The sequence below is a fragment of the Acinetobacter sp. CIP 53.82 genome (assembly GCF_000369465.1).
Taxonomy (GTDB): Bacteria; Pseudomonadota; Gammaproteobacteria; order Pseudomonadales; family Moraxellaceae; genus Acinetobacter; species Acinetobacter indicus.
In genome coordinates, this window is record NZ_KB850045.1 from 454,119 (window position 1) to 471,026 (window position 16,908).

Annotated in this window: 21 protein-coding genes; 9 read left to right on the forward strand and 12 right to left on the reverse strand. The window is 41.2% G+C overall.

Annotation, left to right across the window (positions count from 1 at the left end):
* Window positions 1-31 precede the first annotated feature (31 nt).
* The 4 genes from hflD to F905_RS02635 form a co-directional block, all read right to left on the reverse strand.
* On the reverse strand, window positions 32-763 hold the full coding sequence (hflD, locus tag F905_RS02620) for a high frequency lysogenization protein HflD (protein WP_005176767.1): 732 nt from the start codon (window positions 761-763) through the stop codon (window positions 32-34).
* A 14-nt stretch (window positions 764-777) separates the two neighbouring features.
* A complete protein-coding gene (gene mnmA, locus F905_RS02625) occupies window positions 778-1,911 on the reverse strand; it encodes a tRNA 2-thiouridine(34) synthase MnmA (protein WP_005176769.1) in 1,134 nt (377 codons plus the stop codon).
* A gap of 4 nt (window positions 1,912-1,915) precedes the next feature.
* Window positions 1,916-2,401 carry an NUDIX hydrolase gene (locus F905_RS02630; RefSeq protein WP_005176771.1) on the reverse strand — a complete coding sequence of 162 codons (486 nt, stop codon included), beginning with the start codon at window positions 2,399-2,401 and terminating at the stop codon, window positions 1,916-1,918.
* A 277-nt stretch (window positions 2,402-2,678) separates the two neighbouring features.
* Window positions 2,679-3,221 (reverse strand): cysteine hydrolase family protein, encoded by a 543-nt coding sequence (locus F905_RS02635; protein ID WP_005176773.1) that lies wholly within the window; start codon window positions 3,219-3,221, stop codon window positions 2,679-2,681.
* A 178-nt stretch (window positions 3,222-3,399) separates the two neighbouring features.
* On the opposite strand from F905_RS02635, the gene F905_RS02640 reads away from it, so the two are divergent.
* Entirely contained in the window at window positions 3,400-4,269 is an 870-nt protein-coding gene (locus F905_RS02640) for an IS982-like element ISAcsp2 family transposase (RefSeq protein WP_034597449.1), read from the forward strand.
* Between the two features lie 17 nt (window positions 4,270-4,286).
* On the opposite strand, the gene F905_RS02645 is transcribed toward F905_RS02640, so the two are convergent.
* Window positions 4,287-5,171 (reverse strand): MBL fold metallo-hydrolase, encoded by an 885-nt coding sequence (locus F905_RS02645; RefSeq protein WP_005176778.1) that lies wholly within the window; start codon window positions 5,169-5,171, stop codon window positions 4,287-4,289.
* Between the two features lie 132 nt (window positions 5,172-5,303).
* On the opposite strand from F905_RS02645, the gene F905_RS02650 reads away from it, so the two are divergent.
* From F905_RS02650 to F905_RS02660, 3 genes are all read left to right on the forward strand, one after another.
* On the forward strand, window positions 5,304-6,275 hold the full coding sequence (locus F905_RS02650; RefSeq protein WP_005176780.1) for a GlxA family transcriptional regulator: 972 nt from the start codon (window positions 5,304-5,306) through the stop codon (window positions 6,273-6,275).
* 218 nt (window positions 6,276-6,493) lie between these two features.
* Window positions 6,494-6,805 carry a BrnT family toxin gene (locus F905_RS02655; protein ID WP_004761029.1) on the forward strand — a complete coding sequence of 104 codons (312 nt, stop codon included), beginning with the start codon at window positions 6,494-6,496 and terminating at the stop codon, window positions 6,803-6,805.
* A complete protein-coding gene (locus tag F905_RS02660) occupies window positions 6,768-7,082 on the forward strand; it encodes a BrnA antitoxin family protein (RefSeq protein WP_004740255.1) in 315 nt (104 codons plus the stop codon). Before F905_RS02655 ends, F905_RS02660 begins: the two co-directional genes overlap by 38 nt.
* A 77-nt stretch (window positions 7,083-7,159) precedes the next feature.
* Here F905_RS02660 and F905_RS02665 read toward each other — a convergent pair whose 3' ends face one another.
* Window positions 7,160-8,038 (reverse strand): DMT family transporter, encoded by an 879-nt coding sequence (locus F905_RS02665; RefSeq protein ID WP_180749035.1) that lies wholly within the window; start codon window positions 8,036-8,038, stop codon window positions 7,160-7,162.
* Window positions 8,039-8,130: 92 nt separating this feature from the next.
* On the opposite strand from F905_RS02665, the gene F905_RS02670 reads away from it, so the two are divergent.
* Window positions 8,131-8,676 (forward strand): helix-turn-helix domain-containing protein, encoded by a 546-nt coding sequence (locus F905_RS02670; RefSeq protein ID WP_005176794.1) that lies wholly within the window; start codon window positions 8,131-8,133, stop codon window positions 8,674-8,676.
* A gap of 99 nt (window positions 8,677-8,775) precedes the next feature.
* Here the strand turns inward: F905_RS02670 and F905_RS02675 are convergent, their stop codons facing one another.
* From F905_RS02675 to F905_RS02695, 5 genes are all read right to left on the reverse strand, one after another.
* Window positions 8,776-9,207: a hypothetical protein gene (locus F905_RS02675; protein WP_005176796.1), complete on the reverse strand. Its 432-nt coding sequence runs from the start codon at window positions 9,205-9,207 to the stop codon at window positions 8,776-8,778.
* 133 nt (window positions 9,208-9,340) lie between these two features.
* Window positions 9,341-9,871: a gamma carbonic anhydrase family protein gene (locus F905_RS02680; RefSeq protein WP_005176798.1), complete on the reverse strand. Its 531-nt coding sequence runs from the start codon at window positions 9,869-9,871 to the stop codon at window positions 9,341-9,343.
* A gap of 106 nt (window positions 9,872-9,977) precedes the next feature.
* Entirely contained in the window at window positions 9,978-11,126 is a 1,149-nt protein-coding gene (gene dacC / locus F905_RS02685) for a D-alanyl-D-alanine carboxypeptidase PBP5/6 (RefSeq protein ID WP_005176801.1), read from the reverse strand.
* 117 nt (window positions 11,127-11,243) lie between these two features.
* A complete protein-coding gene (locus F905_RS02690; protein ID WP_005176803.1) occupies window positions 11,244-11,639 on the reverse strand; it encodes an MCR_0457 family protein in 396 nt (131 codons plus the stop codon).
* 197 nt (window positions 11,640-11,836) lie between these two features.
* A complete protein-coding gene (locus F905_RS02695) occupies window positions 11,837-12,208 on the reverse strand; it encodes an MCR_0457 family protein (protein WP_005176804.1) in 372 nt (123 codons plus the stop codon).
* Between the two features lie 110 nt (window positions 12,209-12,318).
* Here F905_RS02695 and surE point away from each other — a divergent pair, with 110 nt between their 5' ends.
* The 3 genes from surE to F905_RS02710 all read left to right on the forward strand — a co-directional run bounded on the left by surE (window position 12,319) and on the right by F905_RS02710 (window position 15,065).
* Window positions 12,319-13,095, forward strand: a complete 777-nt coding sequence (surE, locus tag F905_RS02700; protein WP_005176805.1) for a 5'/3'-nucleotidase SurE — start codon at window positions 12,319-12,321, stop codon at window positions 13,093-13,095.
* 110 nt (window positions 13,096-13,205) lie between these two features.
* Complete coding sequence (locus F905_RS02705) at window positions 13,206-14,042, forward strand: peptidoglycan DD-metalloendopeptidase family protein (RefSeq protein WP_005176806.1); 837 nt, start codon at window positions 13,206-13,208, stop codon at window positions 14,040-14,042.
* A gap of 93 nt (window positions 14,043-14,135) precedes the next feature.
* The gene (locus F905_RS02710) at window positions 14,136-15,065 is read left to right on the forward strand and encodes a LysR family transcriptional regulator (protein WP_005176807.1); all 930 of its coding nucleotides are present in this window, start codon (window positions 14,136-14,138) and stop codon (window positions 15,063-15,065) included.
* 82 nt (window positions 15,066-15,147) lie between these two features.
* On the opposite strand, the gene F905_RS02715 is transcribed toward F905_RS02710, so the two are convergent.
* The gene (locus F905_RS02715) at window positions 15,148-16,359 is read right to left on the reverse strand and encodes an aspartate aminotransferase family protein (RefSeq protein ID WP_005176809.1); all 1,212 of its coding nucleotides are present in this window, start codon (window positions 16,357-16,359) and stop codon (window positions 15,148-15,150) included.
* Between the two features lie 162 nt (window positions 16,360-16,521).
* Between F905_RS02715 and grxD the strand changes: the two genes are divergently transcribed.
* Window positions 16,522-16,863: a Grx4 family monothiol glutaredoxin gene (gene grxD, locus F905_RS02720; protein WP_005176812.1), complete on the forward strand. Its 342-nt coding sequence runs from the start codon at window positions 16,522-16,524 to the stop codon at window positions 16,861-16,863.
* Window positions 16,864-16,908 lie beyond the last annotated feature (45 nt).

The window sequence follows — 16,908 nt, forward strand, 5'->3', positions numbered from 1 at the left end:
GAACTAAACCTAAAACAAATGTCCGTACAGATCAGACCACCTGATACTGTAAACGGGCAAGATCCTGAATATCTTGAAGCAGTTTGCGTTTGCTAAAAATCATCGCCCATGAGCTGCCACCGAGTTGACGCCACAAATGTGCCATTTGCAGGCCGGTAAATAGCGAGGCACGAATACGGTTGGTATGGGCAGAATCTTTAAAGGCCTCGGCATTGCCACGCACCATAATCCGCGGATTAATCTGTCCAGCAGTATCAACATAGGTTTGGGCAAGATTGGCGAGAATACTTGGATGTAAATAGTTATTATCAAAAAAGGACAGCTGTTTTAAGATTTTTTGCTGGGATTGCTCAATAATTTCAACAAATTGCGGATTACTATAGACTTTCTTTTCCAGTTGCAGCAGCGCCATGGCATAGGACATCGGCAACTTGGCATTGGACATTTTCGGTAATCTGGATTTGGGTGAGGTGGTAAACGGATGGGTAATGCTATTTTCGAGGGTTTTTAAACCAAGGGAGATATCGGCCAGCTGACTAAAAAAGTCTAAGGTTTGGCCACTCTGATTATTACTTGGACGGATATTCAGGCTGGCCTGAATCAGGCGCTCCAGATAAAAGTTACCGCTATCGCCAATACTTTGTCGGCCAGTCAGTGCGGTCATATGGGTCAGCTGCGTGGCCTGAAACACAGCAGCGAGGGCCAAAGCACGATTCTGGCGAACATTCAGAGTTCGAGGCTGTTGAAACGGTAACTCTGTCATGCCGAAACAATCCTTTAAACAAAATCCGGGTGAGGGGCATTGGTATAATGGATCACGCCACCCCCTAAGCACACTTCACCTGCGTAGAACACCACGCTTTGACCTGGTGTTACTGCACGTTGTGGCTGATCAAATTCAACACGTACACCATTTGGTGTTTCTGGATCTTTAAATAATACGCAGTCTTGGTCAGGTTGGCGATAGCGGGTTTTTGCCGTGCAGCGGAAACCGGTGTCAGGAATATCCTGTTCACCTGCAACCCAGTCAATGGATTCGCTCCACAGAATCGTGCTTTGCATCAGTGGATGATCATGACCTTGACCAACCACCAGACGATTACCCGCTACATCTTTATGCAGTACAAACCAGGCACCTTCAGCTGCACCTTTCATGCCGCCAATACCAATACCACCGCGTTGACCGAGCGTATAGTACATTAAGCCGTGATGTTCACCAACCTCTTTGCCATCTTCCAGCACGATTTTTCCGGGTTGTGCGGGTAAATATTGTTTTAAGAAGTCATTAAAGCGGCGTTCACCAATAAAACAGATACCAGTGGAGTCTTTTTTCTTTGCAGTCGCCAAGCCCAATTCTTCTGCAATTTTACGTACTTGTGGCTTTTCAATTTCACCGACAGGGAACAGGGTCTTGTTAATTTCACGACCATGTACTGCATGCAGGAAGTAAGTCTGATCTTTGTTATTGTCGACACCACGCAATAAAGGTGCATATTGATCACCTTTAGAGTTGGTCATGGTTTCACCACGACGGCAGTAGTGACCCGTTGCAATAAAGTCAGCGCCAAGGTTAATGGCATGATCTAAAAACGCACGGAACTTGATTTCTTTATTGCACAGAATGTCCGGGTTAGGGGTACGGCCAGCGGCGTATTCTGCCAAGAAGTGCTCGAAAACCCGATCCCAGTATTCCATGGCAAAGTTGGCGGTGTGCAGTTTGATGCCAATTTTATCGCATACGGCCTGGGCATCGGCCAGATCTTCCATGGCTGTACAGTATTCCGTGCCATCATCTTCTTCCCAGTTTTTCATGAACAATCCTTCAACCTGATAACCTTGTTGAAGGAGGAGTGCTGCAGAAACAGAAGAATCTACACCACCTGACATACCGACGATGACACGTTGTTGCATAGGATTAGGCATCCACACTATGAATTAAGGGAGAATTTTGGTGCTCGTAAATGAGCGATAAAGGATATTTTTGTCCGGTCTGAGCATCCTGTACGGCTTTAATCACCAAAGGACTGCGGGCGCGGGCCGATTCAAGCAGTTCATCCGGGCTCATCCAGACGGCACGGACAATACCAGTGTCTAGCTGTGCATCTGCATGATGGTGAATGGCTTCGGCCAGAAAGCAGAAACGGTAATAGGTACGATCTGGAAACATGGGCGGGGTATAGGTATAAATGCCCAGTAAAGCCTGAATACGTACATCGTATCCGGTTTCTTCCAGGGTTTCGCGAACCGCTGCTTCAATAATGGTTTCACCGGCTTCTACATGACCTGCAGGCTGGTTAAAGACAGTATGTGTAACGCCTTCAGTCTGTTCTTCTACGAACAGAAATTTACCGTCTTTTTCAACAACGGTGGCAACAGTCACATGCGCAGTCCAAGCGGTCATAAAAAAGCACCATGGGGTAAAACGCATATTCTACAAAATTTAGGGGGATGTGGCTATGAGGGAAGGGGATTTCTTTGGAGAAGATGATTTTTGAGTTTGAGTAAAAAATTGTGTGAAACAAGGACTTAATAATGAGCGTGGAACATGAGAAATCCATAAAGAAGTCCAAATCAGGTGATTTTGACTTCTTAGTATGAGCTAATATGCTGATTTAAAAAGAGAAGTAAAAATAATTTCGTATAAGGTGTATTATGTTAATTTTAGAAAATCTTAATCTTTAACTAACATAATCTTCAGTTGATATCACTTGAGCATATGCAAATTCAAAAGCGGCCATTAATGTTGCATGGACATGACCAGCAGGTACTTTAACGCCATTAAATTCCAAGTCTAGTGTTGCACAAGCATCATGAATAACTTTTACCTTATAACCAAAATCAGAAGCAGCACGAACAGCAGCATCAACACACATATGGCTCATAGCACCAATCACGACTAACTCAGTCACTTGATTGCTATCTAAAATTTCTTTGAGATTCGTGTTTAAGAACGCATTGATGTGATTTTTAATGATCACAGATTCATCTTCTTGCGGCTTAACTGTGTCCTGAAATTCAATACCATTTGAGCTAGGTTCAAATATAGGAGATTCAGCATCAGCAATATGTTGGACATGAATCACTTGAGTACCCTGTTTACGGGCCTTCGCAATTACTTTCACTGCATTAGCAGCAGCTTGTTCAATATTTACTAAGGGTAATTTACCTGTAGGTAGATATTCATTTTGTAAGTCGATAACTAATAAAGCTGATTTTGACATATCTGTTCCTTTACTTAACTAATATTTGTTTTGTTCTACTTAGGTTTTTAAAGAAGTGGAAGTATTCCATTTCTTTAAGTTACTTTAACCTGAATCGCGGATAAGAAATTGACTTGAAAAATAAGAGGACTAGAGCCATCAGTTGAGTTACCACACCAAACTCACAACTCTAGTCCTGATGTTCAATAGTACCGAATTATTCTGCGTAATTGATGATTTTTTTCTTAAATTTGAATCAACTTATTGGGAGTTTCTCAAACAAAACTGTGGTTCCTTAAGAATCAGAACTGCTCAACTCACAATTTCAGAAATCTGCTTTATTGCCATTTGGTACAAATGCTCTCATTTCAATAATTTCAAAGCCTTTTTCACCTGGTTAAAAGAAGATAAAAGCCATTTATTTAAGTACTTGCCTTGCTATCAAAGGATGATTCAACTGATCAATATGCACCAATTGGCCCTACACGCTTTACATGTGGCGCTGATGAAAGACCAAGCTACACAATATTTATGGATTGATTCAACAACTCTGCCAGTTTGTAAAAATCAACGTATTCAGCGTCATAAATCATTAGTCCAAATTGCATCACGTGGTAGAAGCTCAATGGGCTGGTTTTATGGCTGTAAATTACATATTGCGATGAATCAATTTGGTGAAATTGCCTGTTCTGCTTTATCGAATGGACATGTTGCTGACATAAAAATGGTTGAGCAATTGGTTGCTGGTATAGAAGCAAAACTTTACGGGGATCGAGGTTACATCAGCCAAGAATTAAAAATCAGATTGAAAGATCAAGGTATTGATTTGATTACTTATCATCGAAAGAATATGCGGGCTATTCAACTCTGTGCATCAGATGAATATCACCTAAGACAACGCAATAAGATAGAAACATTATTCAGTTTATTGAAGGGGCAATACAATTTAGTGACGAGTCAAGCACGTAGTCTTCATGGATTTCTGAGTGGAATTTACGCCTCACTATGTGCATATCAATTAACCCATCAAAATAAGCCAACAATTCAAATTAAGGAATCATCGGCTTAAGCAGGATCCGGGTTACTTTAGAAAGAAAGCGTTTCACCATCGATAGGAATTAAAACCTTATCTTGGATTCCTTTGTCCTTTACGTAATCTGCAAGCTCAGCACGTGTTACCGACATGTGGTTAATTGCATCCATGTGAACAGCAACCACTTTAGCATTTGGTGCTTTCTGAGTTGCATGATAAGTATCTTCTTTGCCCATAATAATGGATTCTTTAAAGCCATCAACCAAGGCGTTACCTGTATTCAAGACAATCACATCAGGTTTAAATGTTTGAATCGCTTGATCAACTTCAGAACGCCAGATGGTATCTCCTGCCACATAAACAGTTTCATGGCCAGCAGCTTCAAATACCACACCCATTGCTTCACCTAATCCAGCTTTAAGCTTAGGAATACGGTACATGGCATCAGTACCGTGTTGACCACCAGTTTTAGTGAGCTTAATCCCTTCAAAGGTCGCTTGAGTTAATACACGAACATCTTTGAAGCCTTGTGACTGAATGATTTTCTGGTCTTCTTTATTCTGTACAAACAACGGCATGTTTTTCGGAATAGTCGCTTGTGCTGCATCATCCCAATGATCTAAATGGGTATGGGTCACGATTACCGCATCTACACCTTCTAAAATCGTTTCGGGCTTGATAGGCAAATCGACTAATGGGTTCCGTAAATAGCTACGATGAGTATCAGGAAAACCTTCATAGAATCCTTTTTTAGCAAACATTGGGTCAATTAAAAAAGTTGTATCCGCATAGGTTACTTTAATCGTTGCATTGCGAATTTCTTGTATATGCGTCACTTTAGAGGTATCTCGCTGAACCACTTTATCATTCGCATATAAATGGACTGAAGCCATTGCCAGAGAGAGTGCAATAACAGAGCTACTTAAAATTTTATTCATGTTCTAGATCCAATCATTTAGTCATACTTGAATTATGATAGAAATCATCAAACAAAAAAATTGTCCTTAAGGACAATCATCGAAACTATTGGGACAACATGCTATATTTATTATTTTAGAGAGGTAGATCGAATGGCTATACCAGTGATTGGATTGTTCGTTTATCCCAATATAAATCCATTTCACTTCTCTATCCCCCATATCATTTTCAATATCAAGATTGAAGATAAACCCTTATTTGATCTGAAAATTTTTTCTATAGATGGCCAGCCCGTAACAACAGAACAGTCTATGATGATTATCCCTGATGGTGGGGTCGAGCTCATTAAAGAGTCGGATCTTATTATTATTCCTGGGTGGGATGATTTTAATCACGAGCCTGAACAAGTACTTATCGATGCCCTAAATTGTGCATATCAGACTGGAATTAGAATTGTAGGGTTATGCTATGGAACTTATGCACTGGCATATGCTGGTTTACTTGACCATAAAAAAGCAGCTACGCACTGGATGGCTGAACAAGATTTCAGTGAGCGGTTTCCACAGGTTCAACTTGATCATGATGCCCTGTATGTAGAAGACCAAAGGATTGTAACCTCTGCTGGAACAGGTGCAGCATTAGACTGCTGCCTATATTTGGTACGAGAAATCTATAATGCACGAATTGCGAATAAAGTCTCTAGAGTAATGGTGATCCCGCCTCACCGTGAAGGTGGGCAAGCTCAGTTTATTGAACAGCCAGTCGCAGAATCGAGCCAAGATGCACAAATTAATGTATTACTTGATTTTTTAAGAAAGAATTTAGCTTTACAACATAATATTGAAAGCCTCGCTGAACGGACACATATGACACGCAGGACGTTCACACGGCATTTTAAGAAAGCGACAGGCATGACCCTAGTCGATTGGCTGAATACTGAAAGAATCAGATTAAGTTGTGAACTTTTAGAAACGACAAACTTGTCTATCGAAAAGATAACCGAGCTTTCAGGTTTTAATAATACCGTGTCATTTAGAAAAAATTTTCGTGAAAAATATGGCACCAGCCCTCAGGCATGGAGAAAAGCTTTTGGGATCATTAATGAAAATAATCCACCCATTTAACATAATGGCGATTATACGCAATACACTTGTATATTAACATAAATATCAAATACTTAATAAAACCAGAAAAATCTAAAAATGCCCAAAAAGCCGACTTTGAAACAAGTCGGCTTTTTTATGTTCGATTCTGTAAGATTTTACCAATAGAAAATGGAACAACTTTGCAAAGTTTACAATTTTGTATTAACATTTTTATATTAACAAAAAGCGATGCAACTATGGAAATTGAGTTTTCATGGGATGAGCATAAAGCAGAAACAAACCTCAAAAAACATGGTGTAGCTTTTGAAGATGCAACATTGGTTTTTTACGATGCTCATGCCTTATATAAACAGGATCGCTTTGAAAATGGTGAATATCGTTGGCAAGCGATAGGTATGGTACATGGGCAAGCTGTTTTATTGGTGGCCCACACAGTACAAGACCATAATGGGATGGATCATATCCGCATTATTTCGGCACGACAGGCAGAGAAAAAAGAGAGGAAACAGTATGAGCAAAACCGTTACTTACAAAATGGATTTGAATAATCCTCCTGTTTTGTCTGAAGAACAAAAGGCAAGACTTGAAGCATTAGATAAACGTCCAGACAGTGAAATCGATTTTTCAGATATTCCTGAACTTGATGACAGCTTCTGGAAAAATGCAGTGCAAAATCCATTTTACAAGCCGACTAAACAAGTAACTACGGTTCGCATCGATGCAGATGTCATGCAGTGGCTAAAAGCCCAAGGCAAAGGCTATCAAACACGAATGAATAAAATTTTACGGGATGCCATGCTAAAAGAATTAAAAAATCATCAATAAAAATGGGAGCTTAGGCTCCCATTTTTGACTGCGTATAACGTGTATTATGTTAATTTTAGAGAAACTCAATAATAAAACTATTTCTTTTTAGTTTTTATCTCACTAATTAATATTCCTAAAATGACACAAAGCCCACCAATAAGAGCTAAAAAGGGTAAACGCTCTCCTGCCAGCCTTCCGAATATTGCTGCCCACACAGGCTCACCTGAATAGATAATAGCGGCCCTAGCAGGATCTACAGTACGTTGTGCCCAATTCATAGCAAATTGAATGAGTGTGCTGGCAAATCCCAGACTTAATGTAACTACTACGAGTTGCCATGAAATATTTGGAATTTCCGTTTCTCCTGCGAAAGGCATGATAAAAAAACAGAAAATAGACGCTACTACTAATTGGATGATAGTGACATTCTTTAAATCGACTCTACCTGCAAACTTACTGATCAAAATGATTTCAAGAGCTATCCCCAGCGCACTCAAGAGAGTAAAAATTTGCCCTAAATTAAAGTTAACGCCCCTAAAATCATTCCCTGTTAGAAGTATCAAACCAATAAAGGAAAAAAATATTCCAATCCAAATAAAGATATTTGGAAGTTTTCGATAAAAAATCCAGATTAATATTGGTACAAGAGGAATATATAGTGCTGTTAAAAATGCAGACTCACTACTTGTTATCGTCTTTAAACCTATAGTTTGAAGTCCGTATGAAAGTGCTAGTACGGCACCTATCGAAATACCCGCAATAACATCATCTTTACTTATCTTTTTTAGATACTTAAACGTAAAAATAAGCAAAATCATAGCAGCAACCAGAAATCGGCAACCAACAAAGAAAATAGGAGTCGTGTAATTAAGGACATAGTGAACAGCTAAAAAGGTTCCTCCCCAAATCATAGTTATAAATACAAGTACGATCTCAGGAGGTAATCTTTCTTTTAAGACATGAATTAAGGACATTACAAAATCTAAAGTGAAATATACTGCACTATTATTGCATCCATCTTGTTTATAGTGCAATATATTGCACATTAAACTTGTGAATAATCAGAATGAACACTGTCCTTGAATTTTTAGGAAAAAATATTCGTTTTTTTCGAGAGAAAATAGAACTGACTCAACAAGAGCTTGCTGATCGTTCAGGGGTAAGCAGACGTACAATAATTGCTTTAGAAGCAGATCAAATAAATATTAGTTTGGCTAAATTAGATGCTATAGCAAATGCCCTAAATATTAGTTTTAGTACTTTAGTTAGTCCGCTAGATTCAAAAATTCAACACTCTTGTACAAATATCTTAGCTTGGAAAGGCAATCATACAGAAAGCTATGCAAATTTACTGGGTACAGTGGATAACGGTACACAGACAGAAATGTGGATATGGTCACTAGCAGCTGGCGATTCTTATATAGCTGAACCTGATCCAGAAGGCTGGAAAGAAATGCTCTATATCATCCATGGAGAGTTAACACTTGAAATTGAAGGTCAATTTAAGATTCTAGGCCCTGAAGATTCATTTATTTTTTCCAGCTCTACTTTGTACTCATATCATAATAAAAGTGATGAACAGGTAAAATTTGTGAGAAATGTTATTCATTAGCAGCTCATTTAACATAATGGCTGTTATACGAAATTGAAAAATCCTAGACTCAGTTCTAGAGTTTAAATTTAAAAAAACATAAAAATTAATAACATGGTATCAATATTGTCCCATTGCAATTTGTTTCAATTCTAATGAATTATCAAACTCAAAATGTAAATAATTATCAAATATTTTGTATTTAAGCCAACTGTTACTTTCTCTTTCGGGGGTTCCAAATAAATTAGCTACAGATTGCATCGTACTTTTGTGATTAATACCTGTGATCAGATTTTCTAAAAATGGGTATGGGTAATATTCTTCATTCTCTTTGACGTAGATGAAAATGGTATCTAGTATCTGATGTTCATTAAACCTGAACGTAATACCTCTCTTAAAAAATTGCCAATAGGATAGCTTTTCTCCACCAAAATTAGTCTCTAATGAGTCAAACTCACTTGCAACAAGAATAACTGCTTTCAAAATATCTGAACTTGACTCTTTAGTTCCAAGACAAGATAAAAAAACCTCTACATCACCTGAAAAATTCACTTATGACATACCTAAATCAAAATTTTCTTTATCCTTTGGTTTTATCATATTAAAAATGAAATCTCTGATTCAAAGTTAAAATTTTCAAAAGCTGTATCCATTTAACATAAAATCTCTTATGCGAAATCCAATTTTACTTATAATTCCCCGACACCTTCACATAATTCTGCGCTGAATACGGCAAAAACGCTTTTTCTTTATCGGTTAGCGGACGTACTTTTTTAACAGGACTACCCATATACAAATAGCCACTTTCCAAAACTTTGTTTGGTGGAACAAGTGAGCCTGCACCAATCATCACATCATCTTCAACAACAACGTCATCCAAAATAATCGTGCCAATACCCACCAAAACGCGGTTCCCAATAGTACAACCATGCAACTTCACATGATGACCAATCGTCACATCTTCACCAATAATCAAAGGTGAACCATTTGGCTTGTCGGCTTTTTTATGGCTGACATGCAACATTGAATGATCTTGCACATTGGAGTTTTTACCAATACGAATAGAATTAACATCCCCGCGAATTACGGCAAACGGCCAAACCGAGACATTTTCGCCGAGAACCACATCACCAATGACCACACCCATCGGGTCGATATAACAGGAATCCTCAATCTGTGGATGGGTATCTAAATAAGGACGAATGTTCTGGCTCATGGTGATCTGCTCGTAAAAGTGGAATGATCAAGACAATAGTATAAAAGAAAAAGCACCCATTCGCTGAATGAGTGCCTTCACTTAAGTCTAAAGTCGTGCTTTAAACTTAGAACAGGTTGCTAAAGAACTGCTTGATATGGTCAATGAGGCGCGAGAAGAAGCCAGCTTCTTCAACTGCGTTTAAAGCCACCAGTGGTTTTTCAGCAATTACTTTACCATCTAAGCTTGCGACATATTTACCAATGACCTGGCCTTTTTGTAGCGGCGCAGTCAATTTCGGCTGAACCACCAATTGCGTTTTAATTTCATTGGCTTTGCCTTTAGGCATGGTCACATTAAAGTTTTCAGCCAGACCAATTTGTACTTCATCCGACTGACCAAACCAGACTTTAGATTTGGCCAGGACCTGATTTGCAGGCTGTACATTTTTGGTTTCAAAGTTGGCATAACCCCAAGCCAGCAATTCACGTGTTTGTGTCGCACGTTCCTGCATGGTTGGCGCACCAAAAATCACAGAAATCAGACGCGTTGGGCCACGTTTTGCAGAAGTCGTTAAACAGTAGCCGGCTTCATTGGTATGACCGGTTTTTAAACCATCAACACTTGGGTCTGTATAGAGCAGGGCATTACGGTTGCCTTGACGGATGCCATTAAAGGTAAATTCTTTTTCTGAATAAATCGGATAATATTTAGAACTGTCTTTAATGATGTGCTGGGCCAAGGTTGCCATATCTTTGGCTGTTGAATAATGGCCGTCTGCTGGCATACCGGTCGAGTTAATAAACTGGGTATTGGTCATGCCAATTTTTTTGGCTTCTTCGTTCATCATGTGTGCGAAGGTGCCTTCATTGCCGGCAATGTGTTCCGCCATGGCTTTAGAGGCATCATTACCCGACTGAACAATAATTCCACGCAGCATTTCAAGTACAGTTGCAGTGCCATTCAGCGGAACATACATACATGATTCTGTGCTACTACCACGACACCATGCAGATTCGTTCATACGAACTTTTTCATCTTCCGTGAGTTCGCCCTTCAATAGTTTTTGTTCAATGATGAAACTGGTCATCATTTTGGTCATTGACGCCGGGGCAAGTTTTTCATTTTCATTTTTCGATGCAAGAATTTGCCCTGTTTCATAATCCATTAAAACATAAGATTTATTGTTGAGTTCTGGTGGATTGGATAAAACAGTTGCTGCATAAGAAAAGCTTGGTAGGAGGAGTAAGGCAGCAAGGGCGCTTTTTCGAGTCATTCTAGGTGTTCCAATACTTGATATATGCACAAAAGAGGCTAGCATTTTAGGATAAAGCAAAGCCGACTTCTATGGGAGAAATCGGCTTATCGGAAAAAGTATTGTAACCAAATAGTTTTATTTGCTGTACGCGGTCAATTCCTGGCAAATGGCCTCATTTTTCTGGCTTCCCGCTTTTTTGGCATCGGCCTGTGCTTCAACCAGCATCGGCTTAAAACTTTTTTGCTTGCTTAGGGCTTGTAAAGCTGCAACCGGATCTTTTTCTGCCGGCATATATTCTTTGGCCAGTTTGGCATAGCCCTGATTAAATTTAGTCTGGTCTTTGTCCTGAATTAACGCTGGGCACACTTCAGATAATACATAAATGGCTGCCAGTTCCTGCTGGGTGACTTTTTGAAGTGGTGTGACTTCAATATTTTCATTCTGTGCCAGTGCGGTTTGCCCCAAACCCAAAGTAATGGCGATACCAGCCAGAAGTTGCAAAGATTTCGTTTTTAATTGGGAAGTGTACATAAAAAAATAGACCTAAAACTTAAAAATACCACATGCCCATAAGCTTAATGATTTTTGACAGAATGAAAAGAAAAGAAGTGTATCTGAGCAGGCTGACACACAACCAAAATTAAAAAGCCAAATCAGAAATGCAATAAAAAAGAGCAATCAACCTATGCTGATTACTCTTGATGTGAAGATGGTGCGTCAGTACAAACCTAAAGTTCGATTGCAGCAGCATCCTGACAAACAGTTTTCTGTTCATCTGCCGTGGTTTCTTTAGCAGCATCACGTGCTTCAATCAGAATATTCTTATATTCAGCATCAGCCTGCAGTGCGCTGTAGCTTAAAGTCTGACCTTTTAAGTCTGCCAGGTAAGTTTCAATTAAAGCCTGAATATTGCTATCCAGTTTGGCGTTTTTGCCAATAATGGCCGGACAAACCTCAGCCATCACCTGAGCGGCAGCAATGTCTTCTTTCACAATGGTATTGGCTTCTTCTACCGTCAAGCCTTCAGCATTGACCGCTTGAGAGAGAATTACCGCAAAACCAAGCCCCAGTAAACGACGTACAGATAAGCGACGAATCATGTTATACACACTTTTTATTGATGGAAGTTCGACACTAAATATATATACTTCTCATTATATTTCAATGAAATGTGCTGACCGGTCATTTATTTAATTTGAAGAGTAAATTTGTGAATATCTTAATAGCCAATGATGATGGCGTTTTTGCGCCAGGGATCCAGGCGCTTGCACACGCATTAAAACCTTTGGGTCGTGTGGTGATTGTTGCGCCAGAAAGTGAGCGTAGCGGGTTTTCCAGTGCCTTGACCTTAGATCGTCCTTTACGTCCAATTCCGATTGCCGAAGATATCTGGGCGGTGAATGGCACCCCGGCAGACTGCGTCTATTTATCTATGAATGGCCTGTTTGATTTTGAATTTGATCTGGTGGTGAGCGGAATTAACAGCGGCGCCAATCTGGGCGATGATATACTGTATTCAGGTACTGTTGGTGCTGCTTTTGAAGGGCGTTTAATGACACAGCCGGCCATAGCTGTATCACTGGCTGGCCCTAATGTCCGAGCCTATCAGCATCCGGCCGATTATGCAGTTGCCGCGCAGTGGGTGCATGATTTTATTGCCAACGGCTTGCCAACCTTGCCGCCACGCCACATTTTGAATATTAATATTCCAGATGTGGCGGAATTAAAAGGCGCAAAAATTACCTATCAGGGCCGTCGCAGTCAATCTAAACCGATTACCAGCCATGTCGATCCGCGCGGTCGCCAGGTGTACTGGATTGGACTGGCCGGAGAAGCTGTTGCAGACCCGCGTAAAGATGTGGGTGAAATCCAGTCGGATTTCTTTGCTGTGGCCAATGGCTATGTCAGCATCACCCCAATTCAGATGGATGCGACCAATTACGATATTCTGGGGCATCTGCATGACAGCTTGAGTCCAGCCCTGTAAAGAATGTTATAACTTTGTGAAAAAGTACCGTCTGAAACTCTTTTTCGGTGCTTTTTTGTTAATCTTAGCGCAGTTCAATAATTACATTTAAGATGTAGAGAGGAAGATTAATGCCTTTGGTGTCACACGGTCGTTTATTTGCAGCACCGACAACATTGTTGAAAACTTTATTAGTATCTACAGCCGTTATTTCTACGCTCATCATCAGTGGCTGTGCGTCTAAACCTCAAGTACATAATTCTGCACGTTATGCGGCTGCGCCAAATTTCTATACTGTACGCTCAGGTGATACTTTAAGCGGCATTGCAGCACGTTATGGTTTAAGTTATCTCAGTATTGCGGAAATGAACGATATTGCCGCGCCATACCGGATTTATGTGGGCCAGTCGATTCGTCTGAAAAGTGGCAGTGCACCGCGTACCACCACGACGCGTCCGGTAACGCAGCCAGCACCAATCCAGCGTCAGACCATTGCTATTCCAAAAACTACGCCAGCACCGACCGCACCGGTGACCACGACGACCACAACCACACCACGAACCACTACTCCGGCGCCGACAGTGAGTTCTACCGTAGGTTCTTTACGCTGGGTGAAACCATCCAATGGTGCAGTAATTGAGAACTTCAATTTAGCGTCGAATGTGAAAGGGATTCGTTATGGCGGCAATGTCGGTGATCCGGTCTTTGCAGCTGCAGACGGGCAGGTGGTGTATGCCGCAGATGGCCTGAAAGAATACGGTAACCTGGTGTTAATTAAGCATATTAATGGCTACATTACGGCTTATGCACATAACAGTAAACTTAACGTGAATAGTGGACAAAATGTAGCAGCAGGGCAGAAAATTGCCGAAATGGGCTCATCGGGCACCACCCGCACCATGCTGGAATTCCAGGTCCGCCTTGATGGCAAGCCGATCAACCCGACTAATGTTTTACCAATAAATTAATTTTTTTAAGTGCAAAACGTAAATTTCACCGTATAATACAATGAGTTGCTTTTATCAAAGGTAGGAGCATCTCATAAGTTCAGAGGGAAATTTATGTTAGATCAACTTCGAGCAATGGGTGTATTTGCTTGTGTTGTTGAAAAAAGCTCGTTTAGTGGCGCTGCGCGTGAACTCGGTATCACCACAAGTGCTGTAAGTCAGCAAATTCGTTCTTTGGAAAATGAAATGGAAGTAACGCTGTTACACCGTTCCACCCGAAAACTGAGTTTGACTGAAGCTGGACAAGCTTTTTTCCACAGCTGTCAGGAAATGCTCGCCGCTGCGGAGCGTGGTAAAATACGCATTAATGAATTACGCGATGACCTGGTAGGTGATTTGCGTATCGCAACCACCCCGGAACTGGGTGCGAATCATGTCATTCCGGCATTGTCGCACTGGATGTCAGCCCATCGTGGCTTGGCCATACATGTCGAAGCGGACAATCAGTTTATTGACCTGATTGAAGGTCGGATTGATATTGCTTTGCGCATGAGTTCAAAAATTGAAGATAGTCAGCTGAATGTAGTGCCACTGGCGCGCGTTGAGCAGGTTCTGGTGGCATCACCAAGTTATCTGAACCAGACCACACCGGTGTCACGTCCTGAAGATTTAAAAAATCATGACCTGATTCCAGTAAATTTGATGAAAAATTATGCCAGTTTTTCATTTCATCACGCCAGTACGGGTGAAGTGGTCGGACTGGACATGAGCTCTCGCCTCACCACAAATAATGTTCTGATTGCCAAATCATTATGTTTACAAGGGCACGGAATCGCGAGACTTTTATATCTAGATGTACAAAAAGATTTAATTAACGGTTCTTTGGTCGAAGTATTACCTGAATGGAAATTGCCGACCTTTACATTGTATGCGATTACGCCAAAACGTGAGCAGCAGCCAATGAAAGTGCATCGTTGTCTGGATGCTTTAAAACAGTATTTTTGTCAGTTACCTGGCGGCAGAATTTACCAGGAAGCCTCATAAAATATAACAATTCAGAAATTAAAAAAGCCGCATCATGCGGCTTTTTTATGCAGATTGAGATCTGTTGAGATCAACACGCGGCTTAAGCCAGGAACGTTTTGATCATTTTCACCAGACGTTCAACCAGCTGATCGGCCTGTTCCTGGCTAATGTTCAAGGTTGGCAGTAAACGCACCACGGAGCCGGCGGTCACATTGACAATCAGTTTGTATTCATCACGGGCAATATCCACCAGTTCTGCGCAGGCTTTAGGTAATTCAATCCCGATCATCAGGCCAAAACCACGCACGCTAACATTCTGGTCAGCCAGCTGGTTGCGTAGCTGCTCAACAATATAGCTACCCATTTTTGCGGCATTCTCGACCAGATTTTCTTTCTGGATAATATCAATCACGGTGTAGACCACACGTGACCCCAGGGCAGTACCACTGTAGGTTGAACCATGGTTACCGGCAGTGAGTACACCCACACCGCGACCTTGGGTCATCACTGCACCAATCGGGAAGCCATTGCCCAGGCCTTTGGCAGTGGTTAAGACATCTGGCACAATATTGGTGTGCTGATAGGCAAAATATTTACCGGTACGGCCGTTACCAGTTTGCACTTCATCCAGCATCATCAGCCAGTTGTGCTGGTTACAGATGCGGCGGATATCTTCTAGGTAGCTAAAGCCTTGAGGCGCGGTATTAACACCGCCTTCGCCCTGAATTGGCTCAACCAGAATCGCGACGATGTCCGGATACTGAATGGCGGCTTCTTCAATGGCTTCAACATCACCAAACGGTACACGGATAAAACCTTCTACCAGCGGTGCAAAACCTTCCTGGACTTTTTTATTGCCGGTGGCAGATAGGGTTGCCAGGGTACGGCCGTGGAACGACTGATCGGCGACAATAATTTTCGGATTGGCAATGCCTTGTAAATAACCAAATTTACGTGCAATTTTAATGGCACCTTCATTCGATTCTGCACCACTGTTAGAGAAGAAGACTTCTTCCATACCAGCGACTTCTGCCAGTTTTTGTGCAGCGGCAGTTTGCCAAGGCACTTCAAACAGGTTGCTGGTATGAATCAGGGTCGCGGCCTGATCCGCGATGGCAGCAGCAATTTCCGGATGAGCATGACCTAAACCACAGACTGCAATACCGGTCAGGGCATCCAGATATTCGGTGCCATCTTCAGTGTACAGATAAGCGCCTCGGCCGCGGACAAAGCTGATCGGCTGACGGCCGAAGACGGGCATCAAATGAGACGGTTGATCAGTTTGCACAGGGGCAAGGGTAACGTTGTTCATGACTAACTCTTATCTGTAAGAAAGAAAGGAAAAAACTTATATAAGCAAAATCTGCCCCCGATTGAAAGTGTAAATGTAAATAAAAATGGAAATATTGCTTTAAGCATACTGTTTTGCTGTGTTTTCGGTATAATGCAAAACAGATTAGTTGAGGATTTATCAATGACTGAACAAGCACGCGATACCGAAGCGTTAATTCGTGACCAAATTGCTAAACATGCAGTTCTTCTTTACATGAAAGGCACACCGCAATTCCCACAATGTGGTTTCTCAGCTCGTGCAGTAGAAGCGCTCAGTCAAATTGGTCGTCCATTTGCCTATGTGAATATTCTTGAAAACCAGGATATTCGTGCAACTTTGCCGAAAATTGCCAACTGGCCAACTTTCCCGCAATTGTGGATCAATGGCGAGTTAATTGGCGGTAGCGATATTATGCTGGATATGTTCCAAAAAGGTGAGTTACAGCCTTTGGTTGAACAGTACAGCCCAGCGCCTGAAGCTTAATTCAGTCGTATAAAAAAAGCGCCTTTCGGCGCTTTTTTGCTTTTT